The organism is Streptomyces sp. NRRL B-1347 (assembly GCF_000720325.1).
In the GTDB taxonomy this organism is placed as follows: domain Bacteria; phylum Actinomycetota; class Actinomycetes; order Streptomycetales; family Streptomycetaceae; genus Streptomyces.
Genome location: NZ_JOJM01000004.1, coordinates 1 through 17,052 on the forward strand (window position 1 = coordinate 1; position 17,052 = coordinate 17,052).

The following is a 17,052-nucleotide window of genomic DNA, read 5'->3' on the forward strand; positions in this document are numbered from 1 at the left end:
GACTTCTCGGTGTGGGAGATCTGGGGTGCGCTCCTGCACGGCGGCCGCCTCGTGGTCGTACCGCAGGCCGTCACGCGCAGCCCGGAGGACTTCTACCGGTTGCTGTGCGAGTCGGGCGTGACGGTCCTCAACCAGACCCCGAGCGCCTTCCGGCAGCTGATCGCAGCCCAGGGCGAGGACCCCGAGCCGCACACGGTGCGCGTGGTCGTCTTCGGCGGCGAGGCTCTGGAGGTCGCCTCGCTCAAGCCCTGGCTGCGCCGCCCGGTGAACCAGGGCACCCAGCTGGTCAACATGTACGGCATCACCGAGACCACCGTGCACGTCACCTACCGGCTGATCACCGAGGCCGACGCGGACCGCACCGTGAGCCCCATCGGCGAGCGCATCCCCGACCTGTGCACCTACGTCCTCGACGGACACGGCCAGCCGGTACCGGTGGGCGTCGTCGGGGAGTTGTACGTCGGCGGCGCGGGTGTGGCCCGCGGCTACTTGAACCGGCCGGAGCTGTCCGCCGAGCGGTTCCTGGACGATCCGTTCCGCGAGGAGCCGGGCGCGCGCATGTACCGCTCGGGCGACCTGGCGCGCTGGCTGCCCGACGGCTCCCTGGGCCCATCACCGGCAACGGCAAGCTCGACCGCAAGGCCCTGCCCGCACCCGGCATCGAGGCCTTCGCGCAGCGCGCCTACACGGCGCCCACCACCGCCACCGAGCGGACGCTCGCCGCCGCCTGGGCCGAACTCCTCGGCTTCGACGAGGACCGCATCAGCGCGCACGACAACTTCTTCGCGCTCGGCGGTCACTCCCTGCTCATCACCGTCCTCATCGCCCGCCTCAAGGAGCGCGGCCTGGACGTCGCCGTGCGCAGCGTCTTCAGCAGCCCCACGCTCGCCGACCTCGCCGCCGACATCGACCGCGCGGGACCGGCCGCCACCGGCTACGCCGTGCCCGCACCGGCGGTCCCGGAGGGCTGCGAGCGGCTCACCCCCGAGATGCTGCCGCTGGTCCGCCTTGACCAGGCCGCCGTCGACGCCGTCGCCGCCCGCGTGCCCGGCGGCGCCGCCAACGTGCAGGACGTCTACCCGCTCGTGCCGTCGCAGGAGGGCATCCTCTTCCATCACCTGATGGACCCCGCCAACGACCCGTACGTCATCCCCATCCTGCTCACCGCCCCCGACCGGCGGACGTGCGACGCCTTCGTGGACGCCCTGCAGGCCGTGGTGGACCGGCACGACGTGATGCGCACGGCCGTCGTCACCGAAGGCCTCGGCGAGCCCGTACAGGTGGTCCTGCGGGACGTCCGCCTCGACGTGGAGCGGCGCACCCTCGACGCCGCCGACTCCGACGCCGCGGCGGAGCAGGCCCGCGCCTGGCTCGCGGACCCGGGGACGATCACGCTCGACCGGGCACCGCTGCTGCGGCTCGCCGTCGCCGCCGACCCGCACTCCGCACGGCACTTCCTGCTCCTGCGCGTCCACCACCTCATCGAGGACGCGACCTCGCTGCGCATCATCCTCGAAGAGCTCGCCGCCCACATGGCGGGCCGCGCCGACGAACTGCCCCCGGCCCCGGCCTACCGCGACTTCGTCGGCCACACCCTGCACCAGCTCGCCGCGAACGACGCCGAGGCGTACTTCCGCCGCGAGCTGGGCGACGTCACCGAGCCCACCACGCCGTTCCAGCTCGTCGACGTGCACGGCGACGGCAGCCGCGTGCGCGACCTGCGCCGCTCCCTGCCGCCCGGCCTCACCAGCCGCCTGCGCGAGCAGGCCCAGCGGCTGCGGATCAGCCCCGCCGCGCTCTTCCACGCCGCCTGGGCCCTGGTCACCGCGGCCACCGGCGGGCGCGACGACGTGGTGTTCGGCACCGTCCTGTCCGGCCGCCTCCAGGGCGTGCCCGGCGTCGAGCGGATGCTCGGCAACTTCATCAACACCCTGCCCCTGCGGGTCCGCCTCGCCGACCGCAGCGTCAAGGACCTGGTGTCCGCCGTGGACGCCTCCCTCAAGGAACTCATCTCGTACGAGCAGAGCGCCCTGACCCTGGCCCAGCGCTCCAGCGGCCTGGACGGCGACGCCACCCTGTTCAGCTCGATGATCAACTTCCGGTACTTCGAGCCGCGCCAGGGCGACCTGGGCCCGGCCACCCTGGAGGACCTGGGCATCCGCTGGCTGGGCTCCCTGGACCGCACCAACTACCCGGTGGGCGTGTCCGTCGACGACACCGGCACCGAACTGTCCCTGAACGCCCAGGTCGACGCCACCCTCTCGCCGGACGCCGTCCTCGGCTACGTCGAGGCGGCGGTGTCCGGCCTCGTGGACGCGCTCGCCGCCGACGACGGCGCCGGCACCCGGGCGCTCGACATCGACGTGCTCCCGGCCGCGGAACGCGGCCGCCTGCTGACCGAGTGGAACGACACGGACAAGCCCTACCCGGACGACCACTGCCTCTTCGAACTCTTCGAGGAGCACGTCCGGCTGCGCCCCGACGCCGTCGCCGTCGAGCACGGCGAGCAGCGGCTGACCTACGCCGAGACCAACGCCCGCGCCAACCGCGTCGCGCACTGGCTGCGCGAGCAGGGCGTCGGCCCCGACACCCTGGTCGGCCTGTGCGCCCGCCGCTCCCCGGAGCTCGTGACCGGCCTGCTCGGCATCCTCAAGGCCGGCGGCGCGTACGTCCCCATCGACCCGGACTACCCCCAGGAGCGCATCCGCACCCTGGTGGCCAACTCCGGCGTCGGCATCGTGCTCAGCCAGTCCCACCTGCCGTCCGAGCCGCTCGAAGGCGCGGACGGGGGCAAGGGACCCCTGGTCGTCCACCTGGACACCGGCGAACGCGCCGGGGACGGCACGCAGCTGCTCGCCGGCCGCCCCGAGCACGACCTGACGCGCGCCGAACTCGGCCTCACGCCCGAGCACCTGGCCTACGCCATCTTCACCTCGGGCTCCACCGGCGTCCCCAAGGGCGTCCTCGTGGAACAGCGCGGCGTCGTCCGCCTGGTGCGCAACCCGGACTACTTCCCGACGGACCCCGGCACCGTCGTGCTGCACCACTCCTCGATCTCGTTCGACGTCGGCTCCCAGGAGGTCCTCGGCCCGCTGCTGTGCGGCGGACGGCTCGTCCTGCACGACGGCGACTCCAAGGACGTGGGCGCCCTCCTGGACCGCGCCGAGCGCTCCGGCGTCACGATGATGGCCCTGTCCGCGGCCTTCCTGCCCGCGTTCGCCGAGGCCGCGCAGGGGCGGCGGCTGCCGCTGACGTACCTGGGCGTCGGCGGAGAGGCCTTCTCCGCCAAGGACGTGCGCCGCCTGTACGCGGCCCACCCCGGCCTGACCGTCGTCAACGCCTACGGGCCGACCGAGAACAGCATCGCCTCCACCTGCCACGTGATCCCCCGGGACATCGCCGAGGACGCGGTCATCCCCATCGGCAGGCCCATCGCGCAGTCCACCGCGCACGTGCTCGACGCGCATCTGCGGCCCGTGCCGCTCGGCGTCGTCGGCGAGCTGTGCGTGGGCGGCGCGGGCGTCGGCCGCGGCTACCTCGGCAACCCCGAGCTGACGAAGGAGCGGTTCGTCGCCGACCCCTTCGCCGCGCGGCCCGGGGCCCGCCTGTACCGCACCGGCGACCTGGTGCGCCGACTGCCCGACGGCACCCTGGAGTTCGTCGGCCGCGTCGACGACCAGGTGAAGGTCCGCGGCTTCCGCGTCGAACTCGGCGAGATCGAGAACGCGCTGCACTCCCACCCGGCCGTGCGCGGCGCCGTCGTCACCACCCGGGCCAGCGGCGAGACGAAGAAGCTCGTCGCCTACGTACGGCCCACGACCGACTGGCTGGACACGGCCGCGCGCGAGCAGAACGCCGACCGCCTGGAGCAGTGGCAGGACCTCTTCGAGGACCAGTACGGCACCGACGCGGACGAGCAGGCGAACGCCACCGGCACCGGCACCGGGACCGGCACCGGCACCAGTTCCGGCTCCGGGGACTCCGGGGACGACCTCAACCTGGTCGGCTGGAACTGCAGCTACACCGGCGACGCCATCCCCGAGCACGAGATGCGCGAGTGGATCGACGGCACCGTCCAGCGGATCGAGGAGCTGCGGCCCCGCAGGCTCCTGGAGGTCGGCTGCGGCACGGGTCTGCTGCTGTTCCGCTACGCCGGAGCCTGCGAGGCCGTGCACGCCGTCGACATCTCCGCCTCGGCCCTGGCCGGAGTGCGGCGCGGCGCCGACCGCCGCGGCTGGTCGCACGTCACCCTCGCCCAGGGCGACGCCCGGTCCGTGACGCTGCCCGAAGGCACCGACGGCACGGAGAAGTTCGACACCGTCGTCATCAACTCCGTGGCCCAGTACTTCCCGAACCGGCTCTACCTGGAAGAGGTCATCGAGCGGCTGCTGCCGCTCGTCGCCGACGGCGGCCGGATCCTCGTCGGCGACGTCAGGAACCTCGACCTGTTCTCCGCGCACGTCACGGCCGTCGAGCGCAGCCGCCTGTCCGCGCGCACCGCCGTCGCCGCCCTGGCCCGCCAGGTGCAGCGCCGCCGCCAGCAGGAGACCGAACTCCTCGTCAGCCCGAGCTACTTCGCCGGACTGCCCCGGCGGTTCGCGGACATCGGCTCGGTCGACATCGCCGTCAAGCGCGGCACCGGCGGCAACGAAATGCTCAGCTACCGCTACGACGTCGTCCTCACCAAGGGCCCGGCCGCCGCCGACGAGGACGACCTGCCGTGGCTGACCGCCACCACGCCCGACGAGCTGCGCGCCCTGCTCGCCGACGGCGGCCGCCCGCGGTTCGGCGTCACGGGCCTGGACAACCCGCGCGTCGCCGACGACGTCCGGGCCGCCGCGAGCCTGCGCGGCACCACCGGACAGCAGCACGTCGAGCCGCTCGGCGCGAGCCGCCTCACGGACGCCGCGGTCCAGCGGGTGCGCGACCTGGAGGACGTCCTCACGTACGCCGAGAAGCTCGGCTACCAGGTCGCCGCGACCTGGTCCCAGGACCGCCTCGACGGCCTGGACCTGGTCCTCGCCAAGGGGACGCGGCCGACCGCCCGCGCCCGGGCCGCGTACGGCGCGACCCACCTGGCGAACGTGCCGCAGATCGCCACCACCGGGCAGGCCCTGACCCGCACCCTGAAGGACCACCTGGCGGGCAGGATCCCCGAGTACATGGTCCCCAGCGTCTTCGTCGCCCTCGAAGAGCTGCCGCTCACCCCCAACGGCAAGGTCGACAAGCGGTCCCTGCCCGCGCCCGACGAGGCCGACGTGCACAAGGAGGTCTACGTCGCGCCGCGCACCGCCACCGAGCGCGTGCTGTGCCGCCTCGTCCAGGACGTCCTCGACCTCGACCGCGTCGGGCTCCAGGACGGCTTCTTCGACCTCGGCGGGCACTCCCTGCTCGCCACCCGGCTCACCATCCGCGTCAAGCAGGAGACCGGCAAGGAGCTTCCGCTCCAGTCGATCCTCGCCGGCGCGACCCTCGGCGAACTGGCCGCCGCACTCGACGCGGCGGACGGCGGCACGTCCGACGGGGCCGTCCCGCTGGTGCCCGTCACCGGGCCCGGCGAGGAGAGCCCGCTCTCCTGCCAGCAGAGCGAGCTGTGGTTCCTCAACCAGCGCGCGCACCTCGGCTCGTCGTACGACAACGTGCAGATGGCCTACCGCGTCATCGGCCCGCTCGACCGGCAGGCATACGCCCGCGCCTTCGAAGGGCTCGTGGCCCGGCACGCCGTGCTGCGCACCAGCTACCTGCGGCGCGGCGACACCTACGTCCAGAAGGTGAACGACACCACCGGCTTCGCCGTCGCCTTCGAGGACGTCACGGGTGACAGCGCGGTCACCGAGTTCCTCCGCGCCGAACGGCCGCGACCGTTCGACCCCGCGGACCGGCACACGCTGCGCGTGCACATCCTGACCCTCACGCCGTACGAGCACGTCGCCGTGGTGACCCGGCCCTGGGGCATCTTCGACGGCTGGTCGACCGGCGTGTTCATCGCCGAGCTCAACGCCCTCTACCAGGCGCTGAGCCGCGGCGACGAGCCGTCCCTTCCCGAACTGCCCGTCCAGTACGCGGACTTCGCGCACTGGCAGCGCCGCACCTTCGACGCCGACGCCCGCGCGCGGCAGCAGGCCTACTGGCGCGCCCAGCTCGCCGACCTGCCGTCGTGCACCGCGCTGCGCACCGACTACCGGCGGCCCGAGGCGAAGTCGTACCAGGGCTCCTCGGTCGAGGTGAACGTCCCCGCCGCGGTGCTCGACCAGCTCAAGCGGGTCAGCAAGGAGCGCGGCGGCACGCTCTACATGACGCTCCTTTCGGCCTTCGCGACGCTGCTCGGCGCCCACACCGACGACCGGGAGCTCGCCATCGGCTCGCCGGTGACCAACCGGCCGCGGCCGGAGCTCGAACGCCTCGTCGGCTACTTCATCAACGTCCTGGTCATGCGTCTGGACGTGCGGCCCGAGCAGGCCTTCGACGACCTCATCGCCCAGGCGCAGCGGGTCACCGCGGCCGCCCACGAGCACAAGGACGTCCCGTTCGCCGATCTCGTGCGGGACCTGGTGCCCGAGCCGGACCCGGCGCACTCGCCGCTGTTCCAGGTGATGTTCAACCTGGTGCCCGCCGTCGAGGCCGCGCTGCCCGGCGCCGCGGAGCCCGGCGCGCTCGGCTTCGTGCCCCTGCCCACCGACAGCGGCACGGCGAAGTTCGACCTCAACCTCGTCGTCCGCGAGACCCCCGACGGCCTGCGCGGCTACCTGGAGTACAGCACCGACCTCTACGCCAGGAGCACGGTCCGGGCCATGGCGGCCACCTATGAGAGGTTGCTGCTCAAGATCGTCACGCAGCCCGGCGCGAGCCTCGCACAGCTGCGCGAGGCGGCGGCGGACGGCGGTGCCGGATGAGCACCACCCACGCCGCGGCCGACCCCGACCACCCCACCCGTCCCACCCCATCCAGCGAAAGCGCGCACATGACCAAGGAAAAGACCTTCACCCTGATCGTCGACGCCGTCCGCGAGATCCTCCCGGAACTCGCGGACCACGACTTCGCCGAGACCGACACCCTGGACGCGCTGGGCGCCAACTCCATGGACCGCGCGGAGATCGTGATGACCGTCCTGGAGGAGATGGACCTGGACATCCCCCTGGTCGACACCCACGGGCCGCAGAACCTGGGCGAGCTCGCGCGGCACCTCAGCGACACGGCAGCGGTCAAGGCCGGGTGACGTGAGCGACTCCGCAGGGCTCGTCGTCACCGGTCTCGGCGTCACCACCGCCGTGGGCCGGGGCAAGGCCGACTTCACCCGGGCACTGTTCGCGGGAGAGCACCGCTTCGCCGTCATGGACCGGCCGGGGCGGCAGTCCGGCACCCGCTTCGTGGGCGCCGAGCTGCCCGCCCCGCCGCCACCTGCCCGGCTCGGCGCCCGTGAGCTGCGCACCGCGTCCCTCACCGGGCAGGTCGCCCTCGCCACCCTCGAAGAGGCGTGGACCGAGGCGGGCCTCGACGGCTACGACCCGGACCGGGTCGGGCTCGTCATCGGCGGCAGCAACCTCCAGCAGCGCGAACTCGTCCGGGCCCAGGACCGGCACCGGGCCAAGCCGCACTTCCTGCGGCCCAGCTACGGCCTGTCGTTCCTGGACACCGACCTGTGCGGCCTGTGCACGAGCGCCTTCGGGATCCGCGGCTTCGCGCACACCGTGGGCGGCGCGTCGGCCAGCGGGCAGCTCGCGGTCATCGAGGCGGCCGAGGCCGTGGCCTCGGGCCGCGTCGACGTGTGCGTCGCCCTGGGCGCGCTCGCCGACCTGTCGTACTGGGAGCTGCTCGGCCTGCACGCGATGGGCGCCATGGCGGGCGAGGACCACGCCGACGCGCCCGCCGAGGCCTGCCGTCCCTTCGACAAGGCACGGTCCGGCTTCGTCTACGGCGAGGCCTGCGCCGCCCTGGTCATCGAGCGCGGGGGCGCCCGCCCGGACGCCCCCGCCCCCTACGCGCGGCTCAGCGGCTGGTCCGTGCGCCTGGACGGCAACCGCAACCCCAACCCGTCCCTGGCGGGCGAGACCGACGCGATCCGCCAGGCCCTGGACCGCGCCGGGCTGAGCGCCCGGGACATCGACTACGTCAACCCGCACGGCACCGCGTCCCCGACGGGCGACGAGACCGAAGTGGCCGCGCTCAAGGCCTGCGGCCTCACCCACGCGGCCGTCAACGCCACCAAGTCGATCACCGGCCACGGTCTGACGGCCGCCGGAGCCGTCGAGGCGGCCGCATCCCTGCTGCAGATGCGGCACGGGCGGCTGCACCCGACACGCAACCTCACCGCGCCGGTCGACGACGCCCCGCGCTGGGTGCGCGAGGCGGCCGTCGAGGCCGACATCCAGCACTGCCTGAGCCTGAGCATGGGCTTCGGCGGCATCAACACCGCACTGTGCCTGAGCGCGTGCGCCGCATAGAGAGCAGAACAGCGAACCCCATGTCCCGCGTCGGTATCGAAGCGATGAACGTGTTCGGCGGCTCGGCCGTGCTCGACGTCATGCAGTTGGCGCGGCACCGCGAGCTCGACCTCGCGCGCCTGAACAACCTCCTGATGAAGGAGAAGACGGTCGCGCTGCCCTTCGAGGACCCGGTCACCTTCGGGGCCAACGCGGCCCGGCCGCTCCTCGACCGCATGAGCGAGGAGGAGAAGGGCCGCATCGAACTCCTCATCACCTGCACCGAGTCGGGCTTCGACTTCTCCAAGTCGGCGAGCACCTACCTCCACGACCAGCTGGGCCTGAGCCGCAACTGCCGCATGTTCGAGCTCAAGCAGGCCTGCTACGCGGGCACCGCGGGGCTCCAGATGGCCTGCAACTTCATCCTCTCGGGCACCTCGCCCGGCGCCAAGGCCCTGGTGATCGCCACCGACATCTCGCGCTACATCCTGGAGGACGGCGACGACGTGGCCACGCAGGACTGGGCCTACGCCGAGCCCAGCGGTGGCGCGGGCGCGGTGGCCCTGCTGATCAGCGCCGAGCCGCACGTCTTCCAGCTCGACGTCGGAGCCAGCGGCACGTACGGCTACGAGGTGATGGACACCTGCCGCCCCGCCCCGGACAGCGAGGCGGGCGACGTCGACCTGTCCCTGATGTCGTACCTGGACTGCTGCGAGCAGGCCTACCGCGCCTACGAGGCCAAGGTGGAGGGCGCGGACTACCGCGACACCTTCCAGTACCTCGCCTTCCACACCCCCTTCGGCGGCATGGTCAAGGGCGCCCACCGCACCATGATGCGCAAGGTCGCCAAGGCCAAGGGCGCCGAGATCGCCGAGGACTTCGAGCGCCGCGTCGCGCCAGGGCTCGGCTACTGCGGCCGCGTCGGCAACATCATGGGCGCGACGGTCTTCCTCTCCCTCGCCGGCACCATCTGCAACGGCGACTACCCCGACCCGCGGCGCATCGGACTGTTCTCGTACGGATCCGGCTGCTGCTCGGAGTTCTACAGCGGCGTCGTCACCCCGGACGGCGCGGAGCGGCTGCGGGCCATGGGCATCGAGGACCACCTCGACGCGCGCTACCAGCTCTCCCTGGACGAGTACGACCAGCTGCTTCGGGAGAGCGCGTTCGTCCGCGTCGGCACCCGCGACACCGTCGTGAACCAGGACTTCGTCGCCAGGACCGCCCCGGCCGCCCGGACCGCACAGGGCGCACCGGGCGCCGGGGGCGGCTCGCCGCGCCTCGTCCTGCGCGCGATCAAGGAGTTCCACCGGGAGTACGCATGGATCGACTGACCCGCTCCGCCTACTCCACCCTGCGCGTCCGCGAACAGGGCAGTGTCCTCTTCGCGCAGATCCACCGGCCCGAGGCGGGCAACGCCATCAACGCCACGCTCGTCCACGAGCTCGACGACGTCTTCGCGCGCGCCGCCCGCGCGGAGCACACCACCGTCGTCGTCCTCGAAGGACTGCCCGAGGTGTTCTGCTTCGGCGCCGACTTCGGCGTGATCAGCGACGCGGCGCGCACGGGCCAGGACACGTCCTTCGACCCCGAGCCGATGTTCGAGCTGTTCCGGCGCATGGCCTACGCCGACGTGCTTACCGTCGCGCACGTGCGCGGCAAGGCCAACGCGGGCGGCGTCGGGCTCGTGGCCGCGTGCGACGTGGTGATCGCCGACGACAGCGCCACCTTCAGCCTCTCCGAGCTGCTCTTCGGCCTGATCCCGGCCGTCGTGCTGCCCTTCCTGATCCGCAGGACCGGCTTCCAGCGCGCCCACTACCTCGCCGCCACCACCCAGACCGTCGACGCCCGGCAGGCCCACGAGTGGGGGCTCGTCGACGCGCTCGGCACCCCCAGCGAGGCGCTCCTGAAGCGCCACCTCCAGCGCCTGGGACGGCTCTCGAAGAAGGGCGTCACGCGCTACAAGGCGTACCTGCGCGAGCTGTCCCCGCTCACCGAGCACACCAAGGACGTCGCGCTCGCCACCAACCGCCAGGTCTTCGGCGACCCCGACAACGTGCGGGCCATCCGGCGCTACGCCGAAGAGGGCGTCTTCCCCTGGGAGACCGCGACGCCGGACGCCACCGCGACGCCGGACGCCACCGCGACGCCGGACGTCACCGCGACGCCGAACCCGTCCCCGCAGCCTTCCCCGCCGCAGTCCCCGCAGCCGTCCCCGAGCGAGACCACCGTGGAACCACAGCACCAGCGGGCCACCGCCCCGCCGCCCGCCCTCTCGCCCCGCGCCCTCGGCAGCCCGCGCTTCCGCGCGGCGCACGGCGTCGACTACGCCTACGCGGCCGGGGCGATGTACAAGGGCATCGCCTCCGTCGACCTGGTCACCGCGCTCGGCAACGCGGGCATGCTCGGCTTCTTCGGCACCGGCGGGCTCGCCCTCGACGAGGTCGAGGACGCGATCATCCGCATCAAGAAGGGCCTCGACCCCGGCCGCGCCTTCGGCATGAACCTCCTGAACAACCCGGACGACCCCGGCCAGGAGGCCCGCACCGTCGAGCTCTACCTGCGCCACGGCGTGCGCTCCGTCGAGGCGTCCGCCTATCTGCGGCCCACCCCCGCGCTGGTCCACTACCGCCTCGCGGGCCTCGGCACCGACGCCGAAGGACGCCTCCGCCAGGACCACCACATCATCGCCAAGGTGTCGCGCACCGAGGTCGCCGAGCACTTCCTGCGCCCGGCCCCGGCCCCGCTGGTCCGCCGGCTCCTGGACGACGGACTCATCACCCCCGAGCAGGCCGAACTCGGCGCCCGCCTCCCGCTGGCGCAGGACCTGTGCGTCGAGGCGGACTCCGCGGGCCACACCGACGGCGGCAACGCCTACGTCCTGATGCCCGCCATGCGCGCCCTGCGCGACCGCGTGACGCGCGAGCAGGGCTACTCCGAAGAGGGCGGCGAGGCCGCCGTGCGCATCGGCGCCGCGGGCGGCATCGGCACCCCCGAAGCGGCCCTCGCGGCCCTGACCCTGGGCGCCGACTTCCTCGTCACCGGCTCCATCAACCAGTGCACCGTGGAGGCCGGGACCAGCGACGCGGTCAAGGACCTCCTCCAGGGCCTCGGCGTGCACGACACCGAGTACGCGCCCGCGGGCGACATGTTCGAGGTCGGCGCCCGCGTCCAGGCGGTCAGGAAGAGCACGTTCTTCCCCGCCCGCGCCCAGAAGCTGTACGACCTCTACGTACGGCACGACTCCCTCGACGACCTCGACCCGCGCACCCGGGCGACCCTGGAGAACAAGTACTTCAAGCGCTCCCTCGACGAGGTGTGGGAGGAGACCCGCGCCCACCTGGCACGGCGCCACCCCGCCCGGCTCGCCGAGGTCGAGCGCAGCCCCAAGCAGAAGATGGCCCACGTCTTCCGCTGGTACTTCGTGCACTCCACGCGCCTGGCGCTGCGCGGCGCCGACCAGCGCGTCGACTACCAGATCCACTGCGGACCCGCCCTCGGCGCGTTCAACACCTGGGTGCGCGGCACCGACCTGGAGCCCTGGCGCGGCCGCAGGGTCGACGTCATCGCCGAACGGCTGCTGCGGGAGACCGCTGCCCTGCTCACCGAGCGCCTGGCCGCTTACGCCGCCCTGGCCGCCGACAGCACACCGCCCTCCTCCGACCCCACCTCCGCCACCGCCCCCGGCGGACCGGCACCTCTCGCGACGGCTGAGTGATCACATGACTTCCGTGTACGTATTCCCCGGGCAGGGCTCCCAGCGCAAGGGCATGGGCAAGGACCTGTTCGAGAAGTACCCCGACCTCGTGGCCCGCGCGGACCGGCTGCTCGGCTACTCGCTGCGCGACCTGTGCGTCGACGACCCCGACCGGGTCCTCAACCGCACCGAGTACACCCAGCCCGCGCTCTACGCGGTCAGCGCCCTGCAGTACCTCGACCACATCGACTCCGGCGGCGCCCCGCCCGCCGTCGTCGCCGGGCACAGTCTGGGGGAGTACAGCGCCCTGTTCGCCGCGGGCGCCTTCGACTTCGTCACCGGGCTCGACCTCGTGCGCAGGCGCGGCGAGCTGATGAGCCGCGCCCCCAAGGGCGCGATGGCCGCCGTGGTCAACCTCGACCAAGAGCGCGTCGCGGAGATCCTGGCCGCGCTGCCGCACTCCGGCATCGACATCGCCAACATCAACTCCCGGCAGCAGTGCATCCTCTCCGGCACCTACGACGAGGTCCACGCCCCGGACGTCCGCGAGGCCTACACCGCGGCGGGAGCCAGGTTCATCCCGCTCAACGTGAGCGCGGCCTTCCACTCGCGCTGCATGACCGAGGTCCAGGAGGAGTTCGCGCGCCATCTGTCGGGCGTCGCGTTCCGCCCGCTGCGGATCCCCGTGATCGCCAACTGCACGGCCCGGCCGTACCCGACGACCGGCTACTCCGACCTGCTGGTGCGGCAGATATCGAGCCCCGTGCGGTGGTACGAGTCCCTCTCCCTGCTCCTTGCGCGCGGCCACGACGAGTTCCGCGAGATCGGCCCCGGCGACGTACTCACCAAGCTCACCGCCAAGATCCGCGAGGAGCCGCTGGCCGTCGAGGAACCGCCGGCCGCCGAGGCGCCCGCCGCGCCCCAGGCGCCCCCGGCCCCCGCCGCGCCCCGCCCGGCCCCGCACCGGACCCTGCGGCGCCCCGAGGTCGTCTTCATGTACGGCGGCCAGGGCACGCAGTACTACCGCATGGGGCAGGAGCTGTACGACACCCACCCGGCGTTCCGGGACGCCATGGACCGGTGCAGCGCGCTGTACGAGGCGGCACAGGGCACCTCCCTCGTCGCCGCGATGCACGACAGCACCCGGCGCGGCCAGGACTTCGACGACGTCCTGCACACGCACGCGGCGCTCTACAGCGTCGGCTGGAGCCTCACCGAGGCCCTGCGCGCGGAGGGCTTCCACCCCGACGCGGTCCTCGGCCACAGCCTCGGCGAGTACGTCGCGGCCACCGTCGCCGGGGCGATGTCCTTCGAGGACGGCCTCGACCTCGTGATGAAGCAGGCCCACCTCCTCGACCTGCGCTGCCGTCCCGGCGGCATGCTGAGCGTCCTCGCCCCGCCCTCGCTCTACCAGCGGCGGCGCGACCTGTTCGCCGGACTCGCCCTGGCGGGCGTCAACTTCACCGGCGACACCACCGGCAACTTCGTCGTCAGCGGCGAGGCCGAGCGCGTCACCGAGGCCCGCGCCGCGCTCGACCGGGAAGGGGTGATCGCCGTCCGCCTCCCGGTGCGCCACGGCTTCCACTCCGGCCTCCTCGACGACATCCGGCAGGAGTGCCGGAGCCTGGGACGCGCGGTCGCGGTGAACTCGCCCACCCTGCCGGTGTATTCGTGCGCGTACGCGGCAGAGCTGGACGGCGCGGCGCTGACCGGCTGGGACGACTACGCGTGGGACGTCGTCCGGGGCCGCGTGCGCTTCGACGAGCTGATGGCCACCGCGTTCCGCGACCCGGCGCGCCACTACTTCGTCGACCTGAGCGCCAGCGGCTCCTTCGTCAACTTCCTCAAGCACGGCTACGGCCCCGACTACCGGGGCGCGTTCGCGATCAACCAGTTCGGCAACAACACGGCGTCGATGCGCCGTCTGCGCGAGGGCCTGGAGCAGGCCGTCCAGCCCGCCCTCGTCTGACCCCGGGAACGGCAAAGGGGGCTCACCGCCGCGGCAGTGAGCCCCCTGACGCCTTCTCAGGCGGGCACTCGGATCAGGCCGGTCAGCCGACCGACACCGGCAGCGAGGCCACGCCGCGCACGTTGATGCGGCCGTTCCAGGTCACGTCGCCCGCGAGGGACAGGTCCGGGAACCGCTTCAGCATCCGCTCGAAGGTGACGCTCGCCTCCAGGCGCGCCAGGGCCGCACCCAGGCAGTGGTGCGAGCCGGAGCCGAACGCCAGGTGGGCGCGCGCGCCTTCGCGGTCGAGGCGCAGCGTGTCCGCGTCCTCGCCCCAGCGCGCGGGGTCGCGGTTCGCGGAGGCGAGGGCGGCGACCACCATCGAGCCCGGGGGGATCTCGACGCCGCTGAGCACGGTCGGTTCGAGGGTGATGCGGCGGCTCGACTGCAACGGGCTGTCGTAGCGCAGCAGTTCGTCGACGGCGTTGGGCATCAGGTCCGCGTCCGCGCGCAGCGCGGCGAGCTGCTCGGGGTGGCGAAGCAGCGCGTGGGTGCCGTTGGCGAGCAGGTTCACGGTCGTCTCGTGGCCCGCGATGTACAGCAGCTGGATCTGCGCGACCAGCTCGTCGTCGCTGAGCTTGTCGCCGTCCTCCTCGGCCTCGATGAGGGCCGTCATGAGGTCGTCGGCGGGGTTGCGCCGCTTCCAGGCGATCATCTCGGAGGTGAGGACGGCCAGTTCGGCGTCCGCGTTCTCGATCTCCTGCATGACGGCCGGGTCGGCGACGGGCTCAAGGGAGCGGACGATCGTGCCGCTCAGCTCCTGGATCCGCTCGTGGTCGGTGGGCGGGGCGCCCAGCATCTCCGCGATCACCGTGAACGGCAGCGGCGACGCGAGCGCGGGCACCAGGTCCGCGCCGCCCGCCGCGGCGATCTTGTCGAGCATGCCGTCGACGAGCTCGCCGATGCGCGGCGCGAGCGCCTGGATCGACTTCGGCGTGAACGCCTTCTGCACCAGGCGGCGCAGCCGGGTGTGGTCCGGGGCGTCCCGGTCGATCATCGAGAAGCCGTCGATGAGCGGAGTCTTGCGCGACTCGTCCTTCTGCCGCAGGTTCTCCAGCGCGCCGGAGTTCACGTTGCGCAGTTCGACCGACGCGCCCGAGCGCAGCAGCCCGAACACGTCCTCGTACCGGGTGACCACCCAGAACCCCAGGGGGTGCGGATAGACCGGGGCGACTTCGCGGAGCGTCGCGTACTGCGGGTACGGATTGTCGGTGAACCCCTCGGCGAAGGGGTTGAACAGCGGTATCTGCTGTTCCTGAGGGAGAGCGCCCCCGGTCATCTCGTGCTCCTTGTGGTGGCACCGGCTGGAGGGACCCCCCGACGGTGGTCCATGCGGATCCACCGCCTCGGCCCTCGGCCCCGGCTGGATGAGAGTTCGCAGGTCACAGTAGTGACGCCGGGAGGACCGGTGACACGTGACCAGGATGAGAGCAGGAGAGTACCCGGCGTAGCCGGGCCGACACTAGGCCGTCCAGTGGGAGGGGCGCTCCAGCGGGTGGGGGACCTTCGTCCGGGCGTCGCCCCGCGCGGCGTTCAGCTGGGGCTGGGTGAGGAACAGCGCGCCGCGCAGATCCGCGCCGCACAGGTTCGTGTCCCGCATGTCCGCGCCGATCAGGTCGGCGTCGCGCAGGTCGGCGTCCGACAGGTCGGCCGCGATGAGCAGGGCGCCGCGCATGCTGGCGCCGCGCAGCTTCGCGCCGCGCAGCCGGGAGCCCATGAGGTTGGCGCCGCGGTGGTTCTTCTTGCGGCCCGGGACCGCCGCCCGGGCCAGTTCGCTGGCGCGGAGCAGCAGCGGGTTCACCTCACCGCGCAGCGCGTCCACGTCGACGGCGAGCAGCGTCTCGACCGTGTCCCGGGTGAGCGCGTCGATCCGCTCGTACGCGCCGCGCAGCTCCCGGTGGACGGGCCGGGCCGCGGACAGGTCCAGGGCCTGCGCGGTGTACTTCAGGAGCTCCTGGAGCTGTCGTACGACGGGGAAGACCTCGTACATCGCGCGGGCCGAGTCCGGCTCCTCGCGCCAGCTGACGCCCTTGAACGTGACCTGGGAGACCTTCTGGCCCGCGCCGAAGCAGTCGAAGACCGTACAGCCGTTGTAGCCCTTGTCGCGCAGCCGCTCGTGGATCCCGCAGCGGAAGTCCTCCTGGAGGTTTCCGCACGGCGTGCCGGCGGACTTGTTCACCGGGAAGTCCGACGAGCGCGAGAAGGGCAGCGCCACGCAGCACAGACCGAAGCAGCTCCCGCAGTCGGCCTGCAGGTCGGGCTGGGCGGCGTGCGAGGTGCGCTCGGACAAGACGGTGGCTCCTGAGGGGCGTGCGGCGGCGTGCGGTGGTCGTACGCCTCCATTGTCCCTCGTACGTCGACCGCGACGGTACGAGGGCCCAAGGGGGCGCACTCGGGACGGGAGGGCCGGTCAGGTCACGGACGGGGGCGCGGGGCGCCCCGGTCCCGTGCTCAGGCCTGCGCGGCCTTCGCCGCCTTCTCGGCCTGCTCCGCCTTCTTCGCCTTGAGGCGGACCGTCTCCTTGCGGACCTCGGCCTGCGTGGCGCGCTCGCGCTCCAGCCACTCGGGGCGCTCTTCCTTCAGCGCGTCGATCTGCTGCGTGGTGAGGGGCTCCGTGATGCCGCCGCGGGCGAGGCCCGACACGGAGACGCCCAGCTTCGCGGCGACGACCGGGCGGGGGTGCGGGCCGTTCTGGCGCAGGTCGCGCAGCCACTGGGGCGGGTCGGCCTGCAGGGCGTTGAGCTCGGTCCGCGAGACGACACCCTCCTGGAACTCGGCGGGGGTGGCCTCGAGGTACACACCCAGCTTCTTCGCCGCGGTGGCGGGCTTCATGGTCTGGGTGGAGTGGTGCGACGTCATAGGACCAGGGTATCGAGCGAATGCGCGACCGCTGACCACGGCGGGCCCGTCGCCGCCCGCACCCTCCG

9 protein-coding genes and 1 pseudogene are annotated in these 17,052 nt (G+C 72.8%); 7 read left to right on the top strand and 3 right to left on the bottom strand.

What is annotated here, in order from left to right; all coding sequences use genetic code 11:
* Window positions 1-51: 51 nt before the first annotated feature.
* The 7 genes and pseudogenes from IG74_RS53205 to fabD all read left to right on the top strand — a co-directional run.
* Window positions 52-432: pseudogene (locus IG74_RS53205) on the top strand (AMP-binding protein); the annotation flags it as partial.
* The gene (locus IG74_RS45580; RefSeq protein ID WP_324607487.1) at window positions 396-6,893 is read left to right on the top strand and encodes a non-ribosomal peptide synthetase; all 6,498 of its coding nucleotides are present in this window, start codon (window positions 396-398) and stop codon (window positions 6,891-6,893) included. The pseudogene IG74_RS53205 and the gene IG74_RS45580, both read left to right, overlap by 37 nt.
* A complete protein-coding gene (locus IG74_RS0105375) occupies window positions 6,890-7,216 on the top strand; it encodes an acyl carrier protein (RefSeq protein ID WP_234334222.1) in 327 nt (108 codons plus the stop codon). The genes IG74_RS45580 and IG74_RS0105375 overlap by 4 nt, the downstream gene beginning before the upstream one ends.
* Before the next feature lies 1 nt (window position 7,217).
* Window positions 7,218-8,441 (top strand): beta-ketoacyl synthase N-terminal-like domain-containing protein, encoded by a 1,224-nt coding sequence (locus IG74_RS0105380; protein WP_030670435.1) that lies wholly within the window; start codon window positions 7,218-7,220, stop codon window positions 8,439-8,441.
* Between the two features lie 20 nt (window positions 8,442-8,461).
* Window positions 8,462-9,754 (top strand): hydroxymethylglutaryl-CoA synthase family protein, encoded by a 1,293-nt coding sequence (locus IG74_RS0105385; protein ID WP_030670438.1) that lies wholly within the window; start codon window positions 8,462-8,464, stop codon window positions 9,752-9,754.
* Entirely contained in the window at window positions 9,742-12,138 is a 2,397-nt protein-coding gene (locus IG74_RS0105390; RefSeq protein WP_030670441.1) for an enoyl-CoA hydratase/isomerase, read from the top strand. Before IG74_RS0105385 ends, IG74_RS0105390 begins: the two co-directional genes overlap by 13 nt.
* A gap of 4 nt (window positions 12,139-12,142) precedes the next feature.
* A complete protein-coding gene (fabD, locus tag IG74_RS0105395; protein WP_030670444.1) occupies window positions 12,143-14,086 on the top strand; it encodes an ACP S-malonyltransferase in 1,944 nt (647 codons plus the stop codon).
* 82 nt (window positions 14,087-14,168) lie between these two features.
* Here fabD and IG74_RS0105400 read toward each other — a convergent pair whose 3' ends face one another.
* The 3 genes from IG74_RS0105400 to IG74_RS0105410 form a co-directional block, all read right to left on the bottom strand.
* Window positions 14,169-15,404: a cytochrome P450 gene (locus IG74_RS0105400; RefSeq protein ID WP_030670448.1), complete on the bottom strand. Its 1,236-nt coding sequence runs from the start codon at window positions 15,402-15,404 to the stop codon at window positions 14,169-14,171.
* Between the two features lie 183 nt (window positions 15,405-15,587).
* Complete coding sequence (locus IG74_RS0105405) at window positions 15,588-16,415, bottom strand: pentapeptide repeat-containing protein (protein WP_030670451.1); 828 nt, start codon at window positions 16,413-16,415, stop codon at window positions 15,588-15,590.
* Window positions 16,416-16,576: 161 nt separating this feature from the next.
* Window positions 16,577-16,984: a DUF5997 family protein gene (locus tag IG74_RS0105410; RefSeq protein WP_030670456.1), complete on the bottom strand. Its 408-nt coding sequence runs from the start codon at window positions 16,982-16,984 to the stop codon at window positions 16,577-16,579.
* Between the last annotated feature and the right edge of the window lie 68 nt (window positions 16,985-17,052).